At 65.6% G+C, this 19450-nt stretch carries 20 protein-coding genes; 6 read left to right on the top strand and 14 right to left on the bottom strand.

The window, feature by feature from the left end; all coding sequences use genetic code 11:
* The 5 genes from ON34_RS10625 to ON34_RS10610 all read right to left on the bottom strand — a co-directional run.
* A partial coding sequence (locus ON34_RS10625; protein WP_040777722.1) for a heavy metal translocating P-type ATPase occupies nt 1-1567 on the bottom strand: 1567 nt, incomplete at its 3' end.
* Nucleotides 1568-1699: 132 nt separating this feature from the next.
* Nucleotides 1700-1864, bottom strand: coding sequence for a hypothetical protein (locus tag ON34_RS35955; protein ID WP_157172254.1), 165 nt, complete (start codon nt 1862-1864; stop codon nt 1700-1702).
* A gap of 91 nt (nt 1865-1955) precedes the next feature.
* Entirely contained in the window at nt 1956-2972 is a 1017-nt protein-coding gene (locus ON34_RS10620; protein ID WP_040777719.1) for a hydroxyacid dehydrogenase, read from the bottom strand.
* Between the two features lie 15 nt (nt 2973-2987).
* Nucleotides 2988-4478: an ABC transporter permease gene (locus ON34_RS10615; RefSeq protein ID WP_040777716.1), complete on the bottom strand. Its 1491-nt coding sequence runs from the start codon at nt 4476-4478 to the stop codon at nt 2988-2990.
* Nucleotides 4475-5185 (bottom strand): ATP-binding cassette domain-containing protein, encoded by a 711-nt coding sequence (locus tag ON34_RS10610; RefSeq protein WP_083889300.1) that lies wholly within the window; start codon nt 5183-5185, stop codon nt 4475-4477. Before ON34_RS10610 ends, ON34_RS10615 begins: the two co-directional genes overlap by 4 nt.
* 439 nt (nt 5186-5624) lie before the next feature.
* Here ON34_RS10610 and ON34_RS10605 point away from each other — a divergent pair, with 439 nt between their 5' ends.
* Entirely contained in the window at nt 5625-5918 is a 294-nt protein-coding gene (locus tag ON34_RS10605) for an SHOCT domain-containing protein (RefSeq protein WP_373291902.1), read from the top strand.
* A gap of 269 nt (nt 5919-6187) precedes the next feature.
* On the opposite strand, the gene ON34_RS37510 is transcribed toward ON34_RS10605, so the two are convergent.
* The 3 genes from ON34_RS37510 to ON34_RS10595 all read right to left on the bottom strand — a co-directional run bounded on the left by ON34_RS37510 (nt 6188) and on the right by ON34_RS10595 (nt 7598).
* Nucleotides 6188-6427: a hypothetical protein gene (locus tag ON34_RS37510; protein ID WP_245547975.1), complete on the bottom strand. Its 240-nt coding sequence runs from the start codon at nt 6425-6427 to the stop codon at nt 6188-6190.
* 5 nt (nt 6428-6432) lie between these two features.
* Nucleotides 6433-6642: a DoxX family protein gene (locus ON34_RS37505; RefSeq protein WP_245547974.1), complete on the bottom strand. Its 210-nt coding sequence runs from the start codon at nt 6640-6642 to the stop codon at nt 6433-6435.
* Between the two features lie 368 nt (nt 6643-7010).
* Nucleotides 7011-7598 carry a hypothetical protein gene (locus ON34_RS10595; RefSeq protein ID WP_051022360.1) on the bottom strand — a complete coding sequence of 196 codons (588 nt, stop codon included), beginning with the start codon at nt 7596-7598 and terminating at the stop codon, nt 7011-7013.
* A 621-nt stretch (nt 7599-8219) separates the two neighbouring features.
* Here ON34_RS10595 and ON34_RS37500 point away from each other — a divergent pair.
* Nucleotides 8220-8813 (top strand): hypothetical protein, encoded by a 594-nt coding sequence (locus ON34_RS37500; protein ID WP_063821659.1) that lies wholly within the window; start codon nt 8220-8222, stop codon nt 8811-8813.
* A 97-nt stretch (nt 8814-8910) separates the two neighbouring features.
* On the opposite strand, the gene ON34_RS10585 is transcribed toward ON34_RS37500, so the two are convergent.
* A complete protein-coding gene (locus ON34_RS10585) occupies nt 8911-9561 on the bottom strand; it encodes a hypothetical protein (RefSeq protein WP_157172253.1) in 651 nt (216 codons plus the stop codon).
* Nucleotides 9562-9754: 193 nt separating this feature from the next.
* On the opposite strand from ON34_RS10585, the gene ON34_RS33470 reads away from it, so the two are divergent.
* Nucleotides 9755-10642 (top strand): helix-turn-helix transcriptional regulator, encoded by an 888-nt coding sequence (locus ON34_RS33470; RefSeq protein ID WP_051022359.1) that lies wholly within the window; start codon nt 9755-9757, stop codon nt 10640-10642.
* Between the two features lie 95 nt (nt 10643-10737).
* Entirely contained in the window at nt 10738-10971 is a 234-nt protein-coding gene (locus ON34_RS10575) for a carbonic anhydrase (protein WP_040777710.1), read from the top strand.
* Nucleotides 10972-11754: 783 nt separating this feature from the next.
* On the opposite strand, the gene ON34_RS10565 is transcribed toward ON34_RS10575, so the two are convergent.
* Nucleotides 11755-13110 carry a 2OG-Fe(II) oxygenase gene (locus ON34_RS10565; protein WP_083889297.1) on the bottom strand — a complete coding sequence of 452 codons (1356 nt, stop codon included), beginning with the start codon at nt 13108-13110 and terminating at the stop codon, nt 11755-11757.
* A gap of 546 nt (nt 13111-13656) precedes the next feature.
* Here ON34_RS10565 and ON34_RS35950 point away from each other — a divergent pair.
* Nucleotides 13657-14103 (top strand): hypothetical protein, encoded by a 447-nt coding sequence (locus ON34_RS35950; RefSeq protein ID WP_157172252.1) that lies wholly within the window; start codon nt 13657-13659, stop codon nt 14101-14103.
* A gap of 200 nt (nt 14104-14303) precedes the next feature.
* Here ON34_RS35950 and ON34_RS35945 read toward each other — a convergent pair whose 3' ends face one another.
* From ON34_RS35945 to ON34_RS38050, 3 genes are all read right to left on the bottom strand, one after another.
* Complete coding sequence (locus ON34_RS35945; RefSeq protein WP_157172251.1) at nt 14304-14795, bottom strand: hypothetical protein; 492 nt, start codon at nt 14793-14795, stop codon at nt 14304-14306.
* Nucleotides 14796-15589: 794 nt separating this feature from the next.
* On the bottom strand, nt 15590-15895 hold the full coding sequence (locus ON34_RS10555; protein WP_040777705.1) for a hypothetical protein: 306 nt from the start codon (nt 15893-15895) through the stop codon (nt 15590-15592).
* Nucleotides 15892-16086, bottom strand: a complete 195-nt coding sequence (locus tag ON34_RS38050; RefSeq protein WP_281032443.1) for a polymorphic toxin type 37 domain-containing protein — start codon at nt 16084-16086, stop codon at nt 15892-15894. Before ON34_RS38050 ends, ON34_RS10555 begins: the two co-directional genes overlap by 4 nt.
* 86 nt (nt 16087-16172) lie before the next feature.
* Between ON34_RS38050 and ON34_RS10550 the strand changes: the two genes are divergently transcribed.
* A complete protein-coding gene (locus ON34_RS10550; RefSeq protein ID WP_040777700.1) occupies nt 16173-17057 on the top strand; it encodes a hypothetical protein in 885 nt (294 codons plus the stop codon).
* Nucleotides 17058-17555: 498 nt separating this feature from the next.
* On the opposite strand, the gene ON34_RS10545 is transcribed toward ON34_RS10550, so the two are convergent.
* Nucleotides 17556-18911: a DEAD/DEAH box helicase gene (locus ON34_RS10545; RefSeq protein WP_040777697.1), complete on the bottom strand. Its 1356-nt coding sequence runs from the start codon at nt 18909-18911 to the stop codon at nt 17556-17558.
* Nucleotides 18912-19450: the final 539 nt, after the last annotated feature.

Here is a 19450-nt window from a genome sequence, read left to right as displayed (position 1 = left end):
CTGCCACCAACCGCAGCATGTCATCGCCGGACCTCGCGGTAGGTCCACCGCCGGTGACGACGTCGGTGACTTCGGGCTCGCCTCTGGTGAGGGTGCCGGTCTTGTCCATCACGACCACCTGGACCCGAGCTGAGGTTTCCAGGGCGAGAGCGTTTTTGAACAGCACGCCGCGCTTGGCGCCGAGTCCGGTGCCGACCATGATGGCAGTCGGAGTCGCCAGTCCGAGAGCGTCGGGGCAGGTGATGACCACGACGGTGATGGCGAACAGGATCGCGGCACTGAATGGGCGGTCGGTGAGCAGCAACCATGCCGCGAGGGTGAGCCCGCCGCCGATCAGGGCGACGAGGACCAGCCAGAACGCGGCCCGGTCGGCCAGCTTCTGGCCCGGCGCCTTCGAGTTCTGAGCTTGTTGAACGAGTGCGACGATCTGTGCCAGCGCGGTGTCGGAACCGACCTTGGTGGCGCGCACGCGCAGGGTGCCGTTGGCGTTGATGGTCGCGCCGATCACTTCTGAACCCGCCGCTTTGTGCACGGGCAGGCTTTCGCCGGTGACCATGGATTCGTCGACCTCGCTGTCGCCGTCCTCGACGACGCCGTCGACGGCGATCTTCGCCCCGGGCCGCACCAGCAGCAGATCACCGACCGCGACGTCGGCGGTCGGGATCTCCACCGGTTCACCGTCGCGCAGTACGACGGCTTTCGACGGGGAGAGGTCGAGCAGTGCGCGGATAGCGTCGTTGGCGCCGCCGCGGGCACGCATCTCGAACCAATGTCCCAGCAGCACAAAGGAGGCGAGCACGGTCGCGGCTTCGTAGAACACTTCGCCGCCGCCGGTCAGGGTGATCACCAGCGAATAGCCCCAGCCCGCGCCGACCGCGACGGCGACGAGCACCATCATGTCCAACGTCCGTGCCCGCAACGCACGGATCGCGCCGTCGAAGAAGATCCAGCATGAGTAGAAGATCACCGGCAGGCTCAGCGCCAATGCCCACACATCTTGGCGTAGGCCGAACGGTACCGCCAGGTCGCGGCCGAACATTTGTGAGCCCATCGGGGACCACAGCACGATCGGGATCGAGAACGCCATCGCCACCAGGAACCGGTTGCGCATATCGGCCACCATCGCCGCCATCGAGGTGCCCGCATGCCCGCCGTGGCCCATCGCCTCATGCGGGGAACGCAGAACCTCGGCCGTCTTCCGCGGCCGGGCGTGCACGGCATGGTCGACCGGTGCCACCGCACGCTCATGCGGCGGCGGTGGCAACACCATGGGCGCGGTGCCAGCGTGAGCAGGCGGATCGGGTTCCTGCATCGGGTCGCAAATGTGCGCCGGCACCGACCGGCCTGCGCAGTGGTAGCCGCAATCACGGACCACCCGGCGCAATTCCGCAACCGAGGTGCGGTCCGGGTCGTAGACCACGGTCGCGGTCTGCGACACCGGGTTCGCCGACACCTCGACAACGCCGGGCTGGCGGCCCAACACCGCGTCGACGACGTTCTTCTCGCTGGCCCGCAGCATCCCTTTGACATCGAGAACCGCCGTAGCGTGCCCGGTGTTCACGTCCATTGTCGATATTCCTTCCGGCCAGAATCGTGCGAGGCCGGAACAGCGGATCCCGCCTCGATCTCTACGATGCCCGCGAACTCGGGGTCGTGGAATGGCCGATCGGCCTGCCGTCGAGGACTTACGACCTGGCGATCATTGCCGCGTTCGCCCCTCAGCGGTCATCGGGTTTGCGAACATTGCTGCTGCCGCACCCGCGGCCACCCGGAGATCCAAGGCCATCACCCCGCGCCCGACCAGTGGTCCGGCCAGGATGGCCGCCTGGTAGTAGAACGCCTGGTAGGAGTTGTTGAACAGCACTCCGACGAAACCGGTCGCGGCTGAGGCGATGGTTCACCATCAGCAGGGGGACGGCGCAAGCCTTCGCCTACGGCGGAACCATGGGCCATGATCAAAAGGGCGGTACGGTCGGTACGGTATTGCGCGGTTCCCCCCGCGCGAATGCTTCGATGTTCCGCAGCGTTGTATCGATGATCCGGTGTACTGCCTCGTCAGTGTTGTAGGCGTTGTGCGGCGTGATCAAGACATTGGGGAAGCCGAACAAGACATGTTCGGCCACAAGCGTTCTCAGCTCGAGTGGGCTGAGGGCGCGATCCCGGAAGATCTCGGCTTCTTCCTGGATGACCGATTCCTCGGGCAGCACGTCCAGTCCGGCCGCTTTCACTTTTCCGCTGGTCAGCGCCCTGATGAGGGCGGCGACGTCGACGATGCGGCCCCGTGCGGTATTGATGAGGACAGCGCCCGCCTTCATCAGGTCGAACTCTCGGTCGGAGATGAGATGAACCGTGTCCGTGGTAGCCGGAACGTGCAGGGTGAGGATATCGGCGGCGGCCAGCGTGTCATCCAGGTCGGCGTATCGGAACCCGAGACGCTCGGCGACCGCATGATCGGGCTGGAGGTCGGTCGCGACGACGGCCATGCCGAACCCGCCCGCGATCTCGATGACGCGGCGGCCGATCCGCCCTGTCCCGATCACGCCCAGGGTCTTGCCGCGCAGCTCGAATCCGCGCAGTCCGGCCTGGGAGAACCCGCCGCGGCGGGTGCGTTCGGCCGCGTCGACGAGGTGGCGGGCGAGGCCGAGGATCAAGGCGAAGACGTGTTCGGCGACGGTGGAGTCGCCGTAGTCGGGAACATTGCTGACGGTGATGCCGTGCGCGGCACAGTACGCGAGATCGATATGGTCGTAGCCGGTGGACCGGGTGGCCACCAGTTGCAGCTTCGGGAACCGTTCGAGCACATCGGCGTCGAGCCGTGAGCGGATGAACGTGCTGAGCACGTCGGCATCGGCCGCTTCGGCCGCGGTATGCGTGTCCAGCGGCGCGGGCGAGCAGATCAGCTCATGTTCCGGATGCAACCGTAGGCACGCTGTGTGTTCCCACTGCTCGACTTCGTATATCGCGATCTTCACTGGCGCTCCTCCCGATCAGATGCCCAGGCGTGGTCGCGCTCGCGTGCCGCGGCCGAAGAGCACGGCTGCGATCACGACCAACCCGCTCGGCCAGGCCAGGGCGAGCAGCAGCGTTGCGGGCAGGTCGAAGTCGGTGGTCAGGCCAGTGTCGAACAGTAATCGGGTGCTCGCGTATCCGGGCCAGAACCGCGCCCAGGGCGCGGGTTCGGGGCGCAGCATCGGGCTCTGGATCAGGCCGAGGTCCAGGAACGGGATCAGGAAGGCGACGAAGACACCGGCCACGCGGCCGAACAGCGGCGCGAGAATCATCCCGATCAGAGCGTAGGTGATCGCGGCGAGCATGAGGGCGGTGATGAATCCGGCCCACTGCGCGGGCGTGAAGACCGTCGCTGTGATCGCGAGGGCGGCGAGGCCGATGACCGCCACCGCGACCGTGAGGACGCCGAAACGAACGGCGAGCAGTACGCTGCGGCGGTATCCGGCCAGTCGCAGTCGTCGATCGCCCGCCTCGGAGTCGGCCACCACGAACAGCCCGGCCAGGGTGGCCAACGCGGCGACCGCGATAGGTGCCATCGTGCCCGCGTGCACCTCGGGGAACCAGAATGTGTCGGCAACGGTCCGATCGCCGTGACGCACCGAGATCGCAATGGTGCGTTCTGGGGTGGTCACCTTGGCGAGCAGGATGAACACCACCGGCACGACCACCAGCAACGCCAGCAGCGCCGGGTTGCGGCGCAGTTCGACCAGCCCTAACCGCAGCCCGGTGACCAGCTGCCCGGACGGGCGGCGCGCGGGCGGCGCGGCGCGGGCGGCGCGGACAAGCACGACCGAGCCGACTGCGACCGCGGCGATCGACCACAGCAGGGCGTAGCCGAGGTCGGTGATCCGTCCGCCGTGCCCGGAGGGCAGGTCGATCATCCACAAGGTCACGAAATGCGTCGGCAACCAGCGAATGAAGGTTTGGTCGGTGCCCATGCGGGAGGGCCCGAAGAACACGTCGATGATCCACACGAACAGCACCAGCACCGCGCCGTTGACCGGGTTGCTGGCCAGCACCCCGATCACGGCGCCGATGGCCAGATAGATCACCGCGAACATCAGCGTCCCGGCGATCGTGCGGAGCGGGTGGTCGAGGCCGGTGCGCGCCGCCAACGCCGCCAGCGACACCGCCGACACCAGCACGGCAAGCAGCAGTCCCGTAGTGGCGCGGGCGGCGACCAGTCGTCCGGGCGCCAGCCCGGCAACCACCAGCCGCCGGTCGGCGGCGCGGGCAGCGCGGACCTGGAAGTACATCGCCAGGCCCGCGAGGAAACCAGCTGACCAGCCGACTGTCGCGGTCTGCACCGACATCTCGATACCGCCGAGCAGTTCCATGGCATCGGAGATCGTTCCCGCGGCGACGAACACGAACAGTGCGGGCACGAGCACCAGCACCACCAGGTTCACTGGGTTGCGGGCGTAATCGGTGACGAAGGCCCGCACGTAGGGCAGGACGGATCGGTTCATGGCCTCGGCTCGCTGGTGGAGGGCGGTCGGTCCGATGCCGCAGCGCCGGCGATTCGCGGTGTCACCTGCCCGTCGCGTAGTTCCAGGATGCGGTCGAAGCGGTCCTCGTCGGCGACGAAGTGACTGATGATCAACACCGAGCGGCCCGCGGCGCGGCGGTGAGCGACCAGCTCCCAGAATTTCAGGTAGGTGTCCCAGTCGAATCCGGCGTAGGGCTCGTCGAGCAGCAGCACGGCGGGATCGGCCAGCAGGGCGAGGGTGAGATTCAGTTTGGCCAGCGTCCCGCCGGACAGACGATCCGCCCTGGTCCGGGCGTAACGCTCGAAACCCAACGCCGCATACAGTTCTCGCTGTGCGCGCAGTTGATCCGCCCGGGTCATCCGGTAGGCGCGGGCGAACAGCTCGATGTGCTCGTCACAGGTCAACCGTTCGTAGATCACCGGCTGCTGCGGGCAGTATCCGAGCAGCCCGGATCGAGTGACGGTACCGGTGTCCGGTTGCAGTTCGCCCACCAGGATCTTCATCACCGTCGATTTGCCCGACCCGTTCTCCCCGACCATCCCCACCACCTCACCGGGGCACAACGCCAGGTCCACACCGCGCAGCACCATCTGCCTCGACGAGAAGGGCCACCCGCCACGACGGAACGATTTACCGATCCCAGTGGCGGTCAACACCGGCGCGCACGTCGTCGCCGCAGTGTGCATTTCGGTGGCGGGACTGTCGGACCGGGCATGCTGTGTGGACATGGGTGCTCCGCTCAGTTGATCAGGTGCGGTGGTCGAGCCCCACGGCCGCTCGTACCCCTTCCTCACCGACTACGCGCTCAACGATGCGCCCATCTTCCCCGGATGACTATGGGCTCAGGTCCGCGTTTGCTGGACCCTAAAGGCATCCCCGTGCGCGTCCAAAGTCCCTACCGCCAGGAGAACCCTCATCCGAAGGGATGGAAAGGGATCGACATCGAGGAACGGCCCTGGCCGTCGTCAACTCCGATCGCCACGCTCGCCCCAGGACGGCAAAACAAGTTGACCATTAGCACTCGCCAGTCAGGGCGTTTGTCCCTATCGCGCCGATGAGATCGCGGCGCACGCTGAACCGGCAACAGGATCGAGGCGTTTTCCACGCTCGACGTGTGCAGAGGAGATGACGATTGTGATGTTCTGGTACGACCACGACATGAGCGGATGGGGATACGCCTGGATGGGCATAGGGATGGTGGTGTTCTGGGCAGCGCTGATCACCGGCTTCGTCTTGCTCGTCAAATACGCCACACAAACCGACCGCAGCCAGCCGCAGGGACCACAACGCCCCACCGCGGAACAAGTTCTGGCCGAACGATTCGCCCGCGGCGAGATCGACCGAGACGAATACCTCAACCGGCTCGATACCCTGCGTTCGCCCACGATCAGCACGACCCGCAAAACCACGAACCAATAGGCTACGTGCGGGCCGCGCCGCGGTCGGCGCTGGCTTCGGTGCCCACCACCGTGGTCGTGGCCCTGGCTTCGCGCGGCGCGTGTTCACCGCCGATCACCGCCTGCGCTTCCTACCCCAGTCGCCCCGGCGTAGTAGGACGGCCGCGGCGGAGCACTCCGCTGCGACCTCACGCGACCCAATCGGGCGGGCATTCCAAGGACCTCCACGCACCGGCGACGCAGGCGCGGTGAGGTATTTGCGTCCTCAGCATCCCTGTGTGTAGTGACCGGTCAGTGTGTGACCGGCTGTGTGGTGTCGTGGGTGGTGGTGTCGTGGGTGGTGCGCAGGCGGGCGTCTAATGACCACGCTCCGCCGCCGACGAGGAGCAGGAAGACGCTGCCGCACAGCATTGCCAGGTCGGTGCGGGATTCGTGGACGAAGTCCCACCACCCGGAGTCCTTGGTGAACAGCGGTGCGTCGCCCCACATGATGGGCAGTTTGGTGATCAGCAGCGCGCCAGCCATGTTCACGATCATCAGGATGACCGCGACGCGGGTGAGTAGCCCGGCGAGCTCAAGGCGCCGCAGGCGATTTGGAAGACAGCGTCCAGTGGTGCGACGAAGCCGGGCGCGGGGATTCCGATTTTGTCGAAGCGGCCCGTGCCGAGCCGGTCGGGGTAGAGGAATTGCTGGATGCCTTCGAACAGGAAGATCGCGCCGACATAGAAGTGGATCAGTACCACCATTTGCGGGTCCTGAGGTAGCGGCGGTCGTGGTCAGGCGGGTCATCAATGAAATGATGCCGAACACGAGCGGGGTTCCCATCTTTCCGTTCAGTGCTTTGGGTCATTCCGCCCGTCGTCGGGCCGGTGGGGGAAAGAACGCGGCGAAGGCCGTAGCGGAAGCATTCTGCGGCCACGACGGCCGCGCTGGTGAGGACCGAGGACAGCGGCTGGGTGAAGGTCAGGGCGAGGCAGCCGACCAGACCCGTGGCCCGGGGTCATCCTCGGCGGTCGCATACCGGCTTCGTTATGTCGGCCGCGAGCTTGGATGTCGCTTGTTGCGGGCGAGTGGGTGGGATTCACCGGTGATGGTCAGTAGTGCCTCGATGACGTCACCGCGGATGTGGGTGAGGACAGCTTACGTCGTCGCGGTGGTGCCCGGCGTAGACCCGCTCGACCTTCTCACCGAATAGCTGTTTGACGTGGGCACGCACGGTTTCGGTGATCGAATAGGTCGTGACGTCCAATTCCGCTGGCCACGGGAGGGTTTCGCGGATTCGGCCCCAGAGCGCGTCGTAGCGGCGGTAGGTGATCGGCCGGCCGTTGCGTTTGCGCAGCAGGCGATGGGTGGTGTTTTCACCTCCCCGGCGGGCGACATGCTGTCGCAGCGCGGCCATCAGACGGGGCGAGAGAGGATGCCAGTAGAGTCTGCCGCCCCGGTTGCGTAGCCGTACAAGGCAATTGTCGTGGTCGAGGTCGTCGAGCGTGAGGTCGCTGACAGTCTGCCGCTCGGCGATCGTTGGGATATGCAGCACGACGATCAGCTCGTCCAGCTCCGGGTCGTTGCCGGTGGTGGACGCGACGCGGCGGATTTCGAGTAGCTGCTCGTTGGTCAGGATGTCGCCTGTGCCGGTAAGCCGGGTCGGAAGTGTGGCCTCGGTTGCCGGGTTGGCGGATGGGTCGACGAGTCCGTCGCGCACAGCGAGCTTGTAGAGGTGCCGGAGGGCAGAGACGAGATTCTCCGCGGCACCGCGCCCGTCACGCGAATTGGCGCGACCACGGGAACGAAGTTGGTTACCGGCAGCAAGCTCCAGCGCCGAGTGCGCTGAACACGTCGGTTCAGCTCAGCAGCCGAACCTGGAAATCCCCCGAGTTCGGCACTGAGCGACGCGGCTGTCAGACAGTCATCATCCGACCCTGACAGGGGCGGGTCAAGATCGTTAAGGCACCCACCTTGGGTGACTTTTGCGCAGGTCATCCAGCTATACGCGCAGCTTTCCGGCACGCCCTCGACGCGTCGCCACACGCGATAGGTGCCGGCTCTGCGTTGAGCCAAGGCACACGTCTCACGCTCCCAACCGACCCCCGACACGAGGAAGGTGTCCGGGCGGGTCAATAACACCGAACCTGCGCATTTCTGGATCACCTTTTGTGTCCGGACCCTGTCAAAGACCCAAAAAACACGGTTCCGGGGCATATTTGCTGCGAAACCGTGTCATTGAGTGTCCGGAGGGGGAGTCGACCACTACGCACACGCTCTTCGTCGACGACAGGTACTGACCTTGGCGTAAGTGCCCTGACTGCCGTGTCCGACCGGTCGAATGGGTGTGGTATCGAAGAAGTATGTCGACCGCGTGCCGGCCGCCAAACGCGCGGCCAAATTCGTCGACAAAGTCACCGAAACCGGCGAGGACCTCGCAGTCAGGCGCACCGAACTGCAGCGTATCGCCGACCTCCTCGCACAGCGCACCGCCGATATTGCCAGGATCGCGCGCGACAAGCTGAAGAGCTCGCTGGATTACGGGCTCGACAAAGAGGCAATGGAGCAAGTCTTCGTGCCGAAGCGCAAACTGGCAACCAGCGTCGTCACCAAGCTGCTGTCGTCGAACGCCCCCGGCGCCTCCGAGTATCTCGCACAGGTGCCGTATGCGCAGGTCGTCGCAACGTGGGGTGTCGGTTCACCTAGCGTCGATCTGGCGGTGCGGCCCGGTGCGGTGCAAGCATCCGGTTCGACGGACGGGATCTTCGCCAGCGAGCGGTCACCGACCGCAACGGATCACCGATCGGCGAGGTCATCTTATGGGTCGAGAACGGCTGGCTCAGTGGAATCGAGTGCGCCTGGTATACGGACGAACGCCCACACGCGCTGCCCGAGCCCGGTCAGATCGAAGCTTCGTCTCTGCGCGCGGTCGTAGCTGACGGGATCCGTGCCGTAGGGCTGGAAGGTGTTCCAACGTCACGATCCGTCGTTAGAGCTGACCTACATCGATGGGCGCACCGAGCCCCGCGTAATCACCAGACGGCCTCCGGGCAGGCCGTCATCGGGCGTTCTTGGTACGCGGACACCGAGGTCACCATCACGTAGCTGATTCGTTTCGCCCAGTTACCTGAGGAGTCGCCGGCAGCGATGTTGCCGAGATTGTCCCAGGCGCGGCCGGGCGTATTTCCGCCGGGCTGGAAGGGCTCACCGCCCCAGAAGCTCACACAGGCGCCTTGTCCGTCCTCGTTCTCCCACACGGTCAGCCAGGTGTGCGGGGCGACGTGCAGGGAGGACGGCACGTTGTTCCAGTCGTTCCAGCAGAAGATTACGCAGTCCCTGGTGACGGTTCGCAGATCGTAGGCGCCGGGTCCGAGTTCGACGCCGTCGTTGCTGAAGCCGGTGGTCTCCCAAAACCGTACCGTGTTCGACCACCAGGAATCTGGGATCTGCCCGGCACTGGCGGGAGTCGCTGTCAGACCCAACGCCGCGGTCGCGGCGACGACAAGGGTGGCCCATCGTGCTGCGTGATGCGCTTTTCGGTTGAGCATTGACTTCTTCCTTTCGGTACGTCCCCGGTGCCCGACCACGTCGGCGCTCACCTGCGCCGATGCCGTCCCCGTGATCGACGAGACGAGCGCAGCCGCGGCCAAGACCACCCTGGCCGTCGTTGTCGTGCGTCGCATGTCGTTTCCCCTCTTCCGGTCTCCGCGACCTCTTTGCCGCCGAGCTCTGATTCGATGGAATCGACTCGAGCTCAGCTGTTTTCGTACAGAAACGACAGTAGGATCCAGCACGGTAGGCGAACCATACGAACAACTTCGTATAGCGGTCTTCACTTCGGCCAGAACACGGAATGCGTTGGTGCACAATACGTGAGTGAAGCCGGTACCCGACTCGAGTGCCAAGAAGATCCACGACCTGGCCCTGGCGATCATCACCGAACGCAATCCTGTGCGGGTCTGGCCGCTACTGATGGAGCGGCTCACCGTCGACCTGCCGTGCGATCTCGCGGTGCTGATCGATCTCGACTGGGACGCGGGCACCGGCCACGCCCTCACCGGCTCCCCGGACTGGTTGCACGAGGCACCGCTGGACGCACTCATCCACGCCCACATGCGATCCCACCCCCTGCTCCGGCACTACGCCCGCACCCGGGACACGATGCCGCTGACCATGGACGAGGTCGCCGACGATCGCTGGTGGAAGGGTGAGGCATATCGTGCGGGCAAGGACGCCATCGGCATCGACCGGCAGCTGGCGCTGCCGTTGGCGGCAGGGCCGGGCCGTATCCGCGGGGTAATCATGAGCCGCAGCGGCCACGGGTTCAGCGGCCATGACCTCGAATACGCCACCCTCGCCCGCTCGCTGCTGGATGCGGTGGAGGCCCACGAGACGGCGGCGTTCGGGCGTCGCGGGCCGGGTGATCCCACCGAATACCGGCTTACCTTACGCGAAATGGCTGTACTCGGACTGCTGTGCGAGGGCTTGACTGCCCGCGCCATCGGGACCCGACTCGGTATCGCATCCGCGACCGCGACCAAACACACGGAGAACCTCTACCGCAAGCTCGGCGTACACGACCGCATCGCTGCCCTGCGGGCGGCGCAGGAGCTCGGTCTCATCGCCGGGTCCGGCCCCCGCCGAGACGGCCACCCAGGTCCGGCCGCAGATCGAACTGCTACCGGGCAAGCACTTCCGCGAGGATTGCGACGTACTACTGCTGTGCGGCCGGAATCAGGGCTACAGCCACCACCGCGACCGTGACGATCAGTACGAGATGCCTGAAAGCAGGAGGCCGGCCAACGCCATCCCATCCCGTCTTCCTGCGCCCCGGCACGCGACCCCGTGCCGGACACCCGATGCCGGCGGCTGCGGCGGCCGCGGGCTACGGCGAAGCCGCACCGCTGAGCATGGTCAACGTCGCCGTGCGCATGGAGATCCTGCAACGCCACCCGGTGATCCGCCAAGCCGTCGCCGACCGCGGCCTGACAGTGTCGTGCCTGTTCTTCGACATCGCCAGCGCCTGCGTGCTCGAGGTCACCGCCGACGGCATCAGCGAAATCACCGACCAGGCCGCACCCCGGGCATCGTGACCGGTCGGGTGCGAGTTCGCCAGTTCGCCAAGCGAACTCGCACGCCAGGGCATGTGCCAGTTCGGCAAGAGTTGTTCGACTGGCACTAGGTTCCGTCTTCCAATGAGGTGAATCGATCGGCCCCGTGGTCGGGGCCGATCGTGCATCATGTCGTCCGTGGCGACCGCGATCGGCGATCGATACCAGGTTCTGGCCGATAAGCAGTGGGAACTGCTGAAGTTGCTGCTAACCGAAGTCCGAGGGCCATGTGGGCCGAAACTTCGCTAACAATCGTCACCCACACACCGGCAACCTCCTCATAGCGCCGACGGTTCTACAGTTCTCGCCGACCTCCATGGCGCTGGAACGGGTCCGACCGCATGGGACCTGGTTGTAGTTGCTGTGGACAGTATCCCGTTCGGGGAGAGTGGATTTCGTGATGCGTTCGTCGCCGCATATGTCCAGGACGTGGCCGATTCGCCCCAGTGGCCGGCGCTTCGGCGCATCCGGGAACTTCTGCTGGTCACCTCCGCGGTCCCGGACCTCCGCCGCCGTCCGGGCTCGCTGCGGAGTTCGCGCATGGACTGGCGACTTTGCGGTCCGGTTCAGGCGCTGCGTGGCATCCGAATCACTGACAGGCCGGATACGAGCACCGACGATCGCTGCGGCCGTCACAAGCGCTACTTCTGACCTGACTCGCCCCGATCAAACAGCGGCAGAGGCAACCCCGCCGACTCGGCGGCCCGTGGCTGACAGGTCGTTCCGCGTCGAAGGTTGACGCCGAGGATTGCTTGCCGGGCCGTTCTACTGACGGGGCCGGATGATGATCGCCGCGCGCCTATACCAGAAATTGGCGGTGTTTCCTTCATTGCCCATGTAACCCTCGATTTCCGACGCGAACGGCTCCAACGTCGACTTCGATCCGCCCGTACACAACTCCTCATCCCGTACCTCCCGCACAGCGGGCTCACCGGCCGCCCCTGACCGGTCGATCAGCCACGTCAATGTGACAGTCGACCAGCGCAGCTCGCCGACATCTTCCGATCCCGGGACCAAAGGAAGGCTGGAGCGCACCGGAAGGCTCGCCGGGTCATCGGGCACAGGCTCCACCATTTCCCCGTCTTCATCGAACTCCACATCAGCGCTTTCGACGCATTTCCACCCGTCCGCAACGCGCTCCCAACGCTGACGATAGATCATCATCCACGAGGTGTAGTCCTCCTCGTAGGAGTCCTCGACCTCCGCGAGCGCCAGCGACGCGTCGTATCCCGCGACGTCGGCCGCCGCGAGCATCAGCCCAGCCCGGGAAGCATCGCCTCCCTTGAGCTGATCCCACCCGAATCCGTGCCGGGAATACTGATGATCCAACAGGTAGACGAGTTGATGAGGGGGGCGTTTCGCCGGCTCGCGGTGCAATGGCCACGTCGACAATTCCATCGGTGTGGTGAAATGCGCGCGCAACTGCTCGGCCAGTAACCCGACCGACGGATGCATGGCGAAAGCGGCGGCGTCCGGGCCGGTACGCCCCTTCGCCACCAGGTTGTAGGTCAGCGTGATCCGGAAACCGTCGGTGACCGGCAGCACCTCATGCGCGCAGTCGCCATAGAACGCGACGAAGGACAGCTCCTGCGGCGAACCCTGGTCGGTGACCTTCGTCCCCTGCTGCTCGATCACCAACTCCCCGCCGGTGAACGCCGAAGGCAGAGTCACCACCAACGTGCCGATCATGCCGTCGGCCTTCTCCGAATCCTGATGGCGCTGAAAGAATTGTCCCGGCTCATACACCAGCATCGAATGCAGCTCCGCCGACAACTGGCAGTCCGGCGCCAGACCCAGCTCGGCCCGCAGTATGTCCAGCATGGGCAGCAACGTCTCGCGCCACTGCCGCTCGTCGACCGTTACCCGCTCCGGCGGAACCTCCCACGTGTCGCGCACGTTCGCGTCCAATAGCGTCTGCTCGCGCAATCCATACCGCGCCGGCCGCGCGACCTCGCACAGTCGCCGCGCCTGATCCGGCGTCACCGGCAACCGGATCGGCCCCACCCCCTCCACCTCGATCACCAGGTTCTCCGCCGACCCCCTCCGACGCGCAGCAAATGAACCCGCCGGCAACACCGAACCCATGAGCTCGCCGATCACCCGTAAAGTCTTATCCGTCATGCACTTCTCCCATGCTCGACAACATTCGCGGGCATACTCTCAGGGCCCACCGACAATCCAGCTCCGATGCCGCACCTTCAGAACATCGGGGACTGTGAGTCGGCCGGGTCTCGGGCCGGTTTACACCGGAGGCAGGTAAGCCACTACCGCACTACAAAGGCCCGGTTGCAGGGTCTGAGCACAGCGCCTACTTGCGCGGCCTCCAAGCCAGATGACATCTGGTCTACCCCTTCTGGCCGGAGTGAGCCTAGAGCTGAGCTTCACCGGAGAGGACTCGCCGATGTCGGGACTCCTGCTGAGCGTGGTGACGGGCGCCTTCACACAGTTCGACGCGCCCCCATCCTCGAGCGCGGACTCTTTGAAGTGGGCAAATTACTACTCGTCAGGTGCCGCCGATTCGCTAACGGGGTATCCCGCCGATATCCGCAGCGCAGCAGCGCGCGACAGGAGTACGCCGTTACCGGCGGGCAAGGGGTGAGGCGCGCCGGTGAGTGCGACCAACACCTCAGCCACTTGGGCTATGCGCCTGGGATCGTACGGATCGCGGTGTTCGTGGTTGTCGATACGTCTGGGTCCGCGTTTGAACAGGCTCGCAGTGCGACGCCCGAATTGCTTCTCGACGAACGCCTCTGTGGTCTGACAGATCCAGTCCATGTTCACTTGGAGCTCGTCAGCCCAGGAGAGTTCACAACGGAACCGGCGAACGAGGTATTGGTAGCGGGCGAGATCAACTGGCCTACCGTCTTGGTAGCGCAGTACTTCATCGGTGGCCGTGCGGGCACCGCGGTGCCTGACGTGGCCGAGCAGGCGGTTCATCAGGGCAGTGGCGATCGGCTGCCACCGGATCGCGTCGCCGTATTCGTGGAATCGGACCAAGCAGTCGATCGCGGTGTCGGCCAAACGGCGCAGGTAGCGGCTATGCACCCGCCGCGATGGTACAGCGAGATCGACTGGGCCGGCGTCGAACCGGTGCGGGTGCCCGGCGGCCGGTAGCCGAGGGCGACGCCGTGCTGATCGCAGCCGCGGCGCAAGCCGTCGCTCTTGATGCTGCATCAGCGACAACACCGGAAACCGGCCGTACTCCACAACGCCCTGATCACGCACAGCCGCACATGAAACCACCTGCTGCCCAACCCCACTCGCCCGTTGGTGCCCGCCGACTGGCCCGCTGAGCATGCGTCAGGTCGTGAACTTCAGTACACGTAGACTCGGCCAGGTTGTGACAGCGAGAACCCATGACCGTCCCCGTTGACGCAGCCGGCGGCCATGTAATGGCCGTCGCCGCACACGACCTGGGTTCCGAGGATGGGCGGATTAGGCGTACAAGCCTGTCCCGGGCAGCCGTTCGGACCGCGCACCGGGGGCGGATTACCGCCCGCGAGGGTGAACGGTGTTCCCGGAAGGGATGCCCCGTGCATCGGTCCACCCACCACGTCCTGCGTGATCTGCCGCCCCGGCACCGGCAAGGACAGACCCTCCGCGCTGCCGGACGGCAGGAACCCCGGCCGCTGCGTCACTACCAACCCGTCCGGTAGGTCACAACCCAGTAGGCCGTCGGACGAGACCGCGCAGTTCAACCCTCGGTAGTTGAAGAAGACGGGATCAGCCGCCTGTGCCGGCCCGCCGCATTCGATCACCGTGACCGCGGCCACCAGCCCTATCGCCCCCGCTGCCCATCGTCTCACGCCCGCCTCCGGCTCCGTATTCAGAATGAATCAGGTTGACCACCACCCTGTTCCGACAAGAAGAGCGGTTGTCGAGCAGTCCAACAATAGATCACCGAGGGCGGTGCGAGCCGGTGATCCGGCAGGTCCCGGTCGCCGGGCTCGTCGGCCGCGCGGCCACTCGCGGCCGGGTCGGCGTGTACATCGCCGCAGCGTCCTCGGGCGCAACAGGTGGTCCCGGCTTCCGGAACGGGCGGAACACAGGCTGCTGGGCGGTGACGGGATCGGCGGGATTCGAGCTCATGCCACCGTACATTCGGGAATCGACTGGCCAGTTCACGCGTCTCCTCGTCGACCGAGATCATCGGATGAATCCCCCACGGCGCTGCCACCGACAAGCAGCGCTCCTCCAGCATCCAGGCACCCGGCAAACCTGGTCAACCGATACAAACCCCCCATCGAACACGGCCCGATGGCGACTAACCGCTTGCCGACTTCGCGAACGTGTCCGGGCAAGACTTCAAACACCCAAAGCGGGCATCCATGCCCTCAACAGGGCGCAAAAGCCCCGAGCATGTGTGAGAACACACACTTCGAGCAATAAAGAAACACGCATACAGTGCATTGATGCACTGAATGCGTGTTTTTCGTGTCTGGAGGGGGAGTGGACCACTACGACACGTGCTTCGTCGACGACAGGTACAGACCCTCGCGTAAGTGCCCTGACAGACGTGCGTTTCGGATCGAATGATGTGACCCTTATGGCGGCTTCGATACAGAAGGCATTCCCAAGCCGACGACCGGCTCGGAGTGTCCTACCCGAAGACTTCCTCGTGCCACCAGCGATCGGGGTGGCTGAACCAGGGGCCGACCCGGTCCGCGGCCAGGACTCGTAACTCCTTCAGGTCGATGCTGTATCTGCGGTAAAGCGCGACGATTTCGCGCAACCCGTCTTCATCGACGGCGTTGAGATCGACGGTGAGGTACAAGGTGCGCACTCGTCCGTGGTACGACTCGACGCAGGAGATATTGTCGAGCCATCCGAAGAACGCCGCCTCGTCTTGCGGCGAATAGTAGGTGACGTCGGCGGCCTCGATGACCACGGTGCCGGTGCTGTTCATCGCGACTTCCCGCCCGGATACACGTTCGGATAACCACCTTTCTTCTCTTGCACGTCCCAGTGCGGGCCGCCGTGCGCTGTCGAACCCTGGCCGGTCGGTACCCACACCCTTCCATCAGCCTTCGGCCGTTTGGGGTCATACGCATTGGCTGGCGGCTTGTAGTTCGAATCGAACGTCGCATCACCGGCGATGGACAGGATAGTCAGTCCAGTGATCCTGACGGAGCTGACGCCAGAGACAGAGCTGCCCGGCAGGCGTGGCTCACTAGGCTGGCTGGGTGGAGTTCACAACGGATTTCGAGCGTGGTGGGTGGCTGCTGGCGCGCGTCGGCGAACACGGGGTCGGCGGCGTCGCTGGTACCGGCTTCGAGGCTTATGCGCGGATCCTGCACCCGGTTGAGGCGACCCGCCGCGACGTCACGGTCACCGACGAGTGGGGCAATCCCGAGATCGTGGAGGAGGCGATGTGGCCGTGGGCCGAGGTTGCCGTGCGCAACGGCAGAGTGATGCATCCGCTGGTGCAGTGGCGCAACCTCACCGACGATGAGGACGAAGCGGCGATGTCGTTCGACGACGGCTGGGAAGTCGACCAGACCGTCGAGGGGTGGTTCGACCCATGCCTGCTGGCCGCGCTCACTGTCCACCTTCGCGCGGCCACCGAGGCACCGGAAGAGGTGACGGCTGGCGTTTGGAATGGATTCGGCCAGCTGAACACATCCTCGAGTGCGGTGTTCGTCGCGTCCGCCGACGGCGATCCGCAGAACCTCGAACGCGAGCGAGCTCGAATCGACGCCGAGCTGGCTGCCTCTGTCGCGCCGCAGGTCAGATGGGCGGTTGAGGCAGGGCCTTTCCTGCGGTGGCCGGGACGCGATTTCATGCTGTTCGACACCAGCCTCTCCGAACTCGCCGACCCCAGTTGGGTGCATGCGGCGGGCCTGGGATGGACGACCGACTTCCCCGGAGTGACGCCCCAGCTGCTCTGGCCCGCCGACCACGCATGGGTCGTGGCCAGCGAGATCGACTTCGACTCCACGATCGTCGCCGGCTCACGGGCTCTGATCGACGCGGTCCTGGCCGACGATCGTTTCGAGGCCTTCGGGATCGCCGAGGAATCGGATCTGAGCTGGGACGGTGACACAATCAACCCCGCGCCGAAGAACTGAGATGCCGGCGAGAACTCGACCAGGGCGTGCAACCGATGTCCACGACGATCTCACCAACAGGGCGGCAGCACTCATGGAGTCGGCGGCCGCACGCCCCGAGACGGCTCAGTAATCCGCGCGGGGAGCAGTGATCGGACGGCGACCGATGATTGCACCCACGCCGACACCCGCGGTCCGGCCTTGGTCACGTCGAAAAACCCCAGCGTACACACTGTGCCGCCATATCCTATTTTTCGAAGGGCCAATGCCCCATGCTTCCAGGGCAACGGGCGTCCGTGGTAGATCGCACAAATCCCCTTCTTGGGATCTGAAGTACTCTACTGCCCGCCAGTACCGCATTGATTCGCGCCTGCCGCTCGCACTCTTCGCTTCTGCGCTCCATCAAGCCCCGCCAGATTAAAACGGCTTTCGCACTTGATAGAAAGGATTCGCCGGCGATGCTCAGCGCCTCGGCGATCTCGGCATGGGCTTGTCTGGGGAGCGACCGAATAACGGGCCCTATGTGGCCGTTCCGCGGGCGGAGTGAGCGCGCGGCTTGGTGCGCGACTGCCCTTGGGCCGCATTGCCGTTGCGACGGCCGCTGCCTTGGCGCGGTCCGCCACTGCTGCGGTACGGTCTGCTGCTGCGGCGGTCATCTTCATGTGCCGCCCGCTCGCGGTAGGAGGGCGCGATGAATCGGGCGGTCGTGCCGACGAGCTCGGCCACCACAGGCGAATCGGCGGTGACCCGTTGCGGGGTCACGGTGATCTTGGCCTTGCGCATGAGGTCGGCCAGGTCGCGTCGTTCGCCGGGCAGCACCAGGGTGATCACTTCACCGGAGTTGCCGGCCCGCGCGGTACGGCCTGAACGGTGCAGGTAGGCCTTGTGTTCGGCGGGCGGGTCCACGTGCACGACCAGCTCGACATCGTCGACGTGCACGCCGCGCGCGGCCACATCGGTGGCCACCAGCACCAGGGCATCGCCGGCGGCGAAGACCGCGAGGTTGCGGTCGCGGGCGCCCTGCGAGAGGTTGCCGTGCAGATCGACGGCCGGGATTCCGGCGAGGGTCAGCTGCTTGGCCAGTTTGCGAGCCTGATGTTTGGTGCGCATGAACAGGATTCGCCGACCCGAGCCCGAAGCGAGCCGGTGTACGACCTCGCGCTTGGCTTCGACGCTCGCGGTTTCGAAAACGTGATGGGTCATGGCGGCGACCGGGGAGTTCGCCTCATCGACCGTATGCAGCTTGGCATCCGGCAGGAAGCGGCTGACCAGCTTGTTGACGCCGTTGTCCAGGGTGGCCGAGAACAGCAGGCGCTGACCGTGGTTCGGGGTGGCCGCGAGAATGCGGGTCACGCCTGGCAGGAACCCGAGGTCGGCCATGTGGTCGGCCTCGTCGATAACGGTGACCTCGACGGCATCCAGGGAGATCAGACGTTGGTTCATCAGATCCTCGAGCCGGCCGGGGCAGGCGACGACAATGTCGACACCGGCGCGCAGGGCCCGGACCTGCCGGTTCTGCGAGACCCCACCGAAAATCGTGGTGACGGTCATGCGATAGGCCGCGGTGAGGGGTTCCAGCGCGGCCGCGATCTGGGTGGCCAATTCCCGAGTCGGCGCCAGCACCAGGCCGGTCGGGCGGCTCGGTGCGCGTCTACCGGCGAGACCGCCGCCGAGACGGTTGACCATCGGAATGGCGAAGGCCAGCGTCTTGCCGCTGCCGGTCCGGCCACGGCCCAGCACGTCGCGTCCGGCCAGCGAATCGGGCAGGGTGTCGGTCTGTATCGGAAAAGGTTCGGTGATCCCGGCGCGAGTCAACGCCTTTACCAGCGGTGCGCTCACGCCGAGCGCGGCAAAAGAGATGTCAGCAGAACTCATAGGTGTTGCGGTGCCTTTCGGGCATCAGGTGGTGCCGAGCCGTCTACGGACCTTCCGGGTCCGCGCCGGGGGCACGAAATGGCGAGATTGCCGATGGGCAAAATCGATCGCCGTAAGAAGAGCGGATGCGGCAAGCGCTGGTTGCGAAGCGAATGCGATCTACGACGCTTGGCGTGACAGGTCACGCACTCGATCAACAATAGCCTGTGATGGGCGGTTCGTACTCATCGGGTGAGGTTTCTCGCTTCTGGCCAGGGCTGGGCCGCCAGGCGCGTGTTCGCCCGCCCTGCGGCAGCGGATCCTCGGACACGCCGTCACCCAGCTGCGTACGGCGCCCGACCTCGCTGCCGTCCCGGTGGCGGTCGGGCTCCGCATCGCAGGCCGGGCCCGCACGCGATAGCGCTGTCGTAGGGCCCAGCGGATCAGGACGGCTTGGTATCAGTGCCCCCGCTGACCAGTGAGAGCCAGGCCTTCCTTGGCGTTGACCGCCGGTGCTCGAGCAGTATCCACGCGATGCCTGGGCCAACCAGCGCCGCAGC

The sequence above is a fragment of the Nocardia pneumoniae NBRC 100136 genome (genome assembly GCF_000308755.1).
In the GTDB taxonomy this organism is placed as follows: domain Bacteria; phylum Actinomycetota; class Actinomycetes; order Mycobacteriales; family Mycobacteriaceae; genus Nocardia; species Nocardia pneumoniae.
This window is presented reverse-complemented; position numbering and strand designations above follow the sequence as displayed.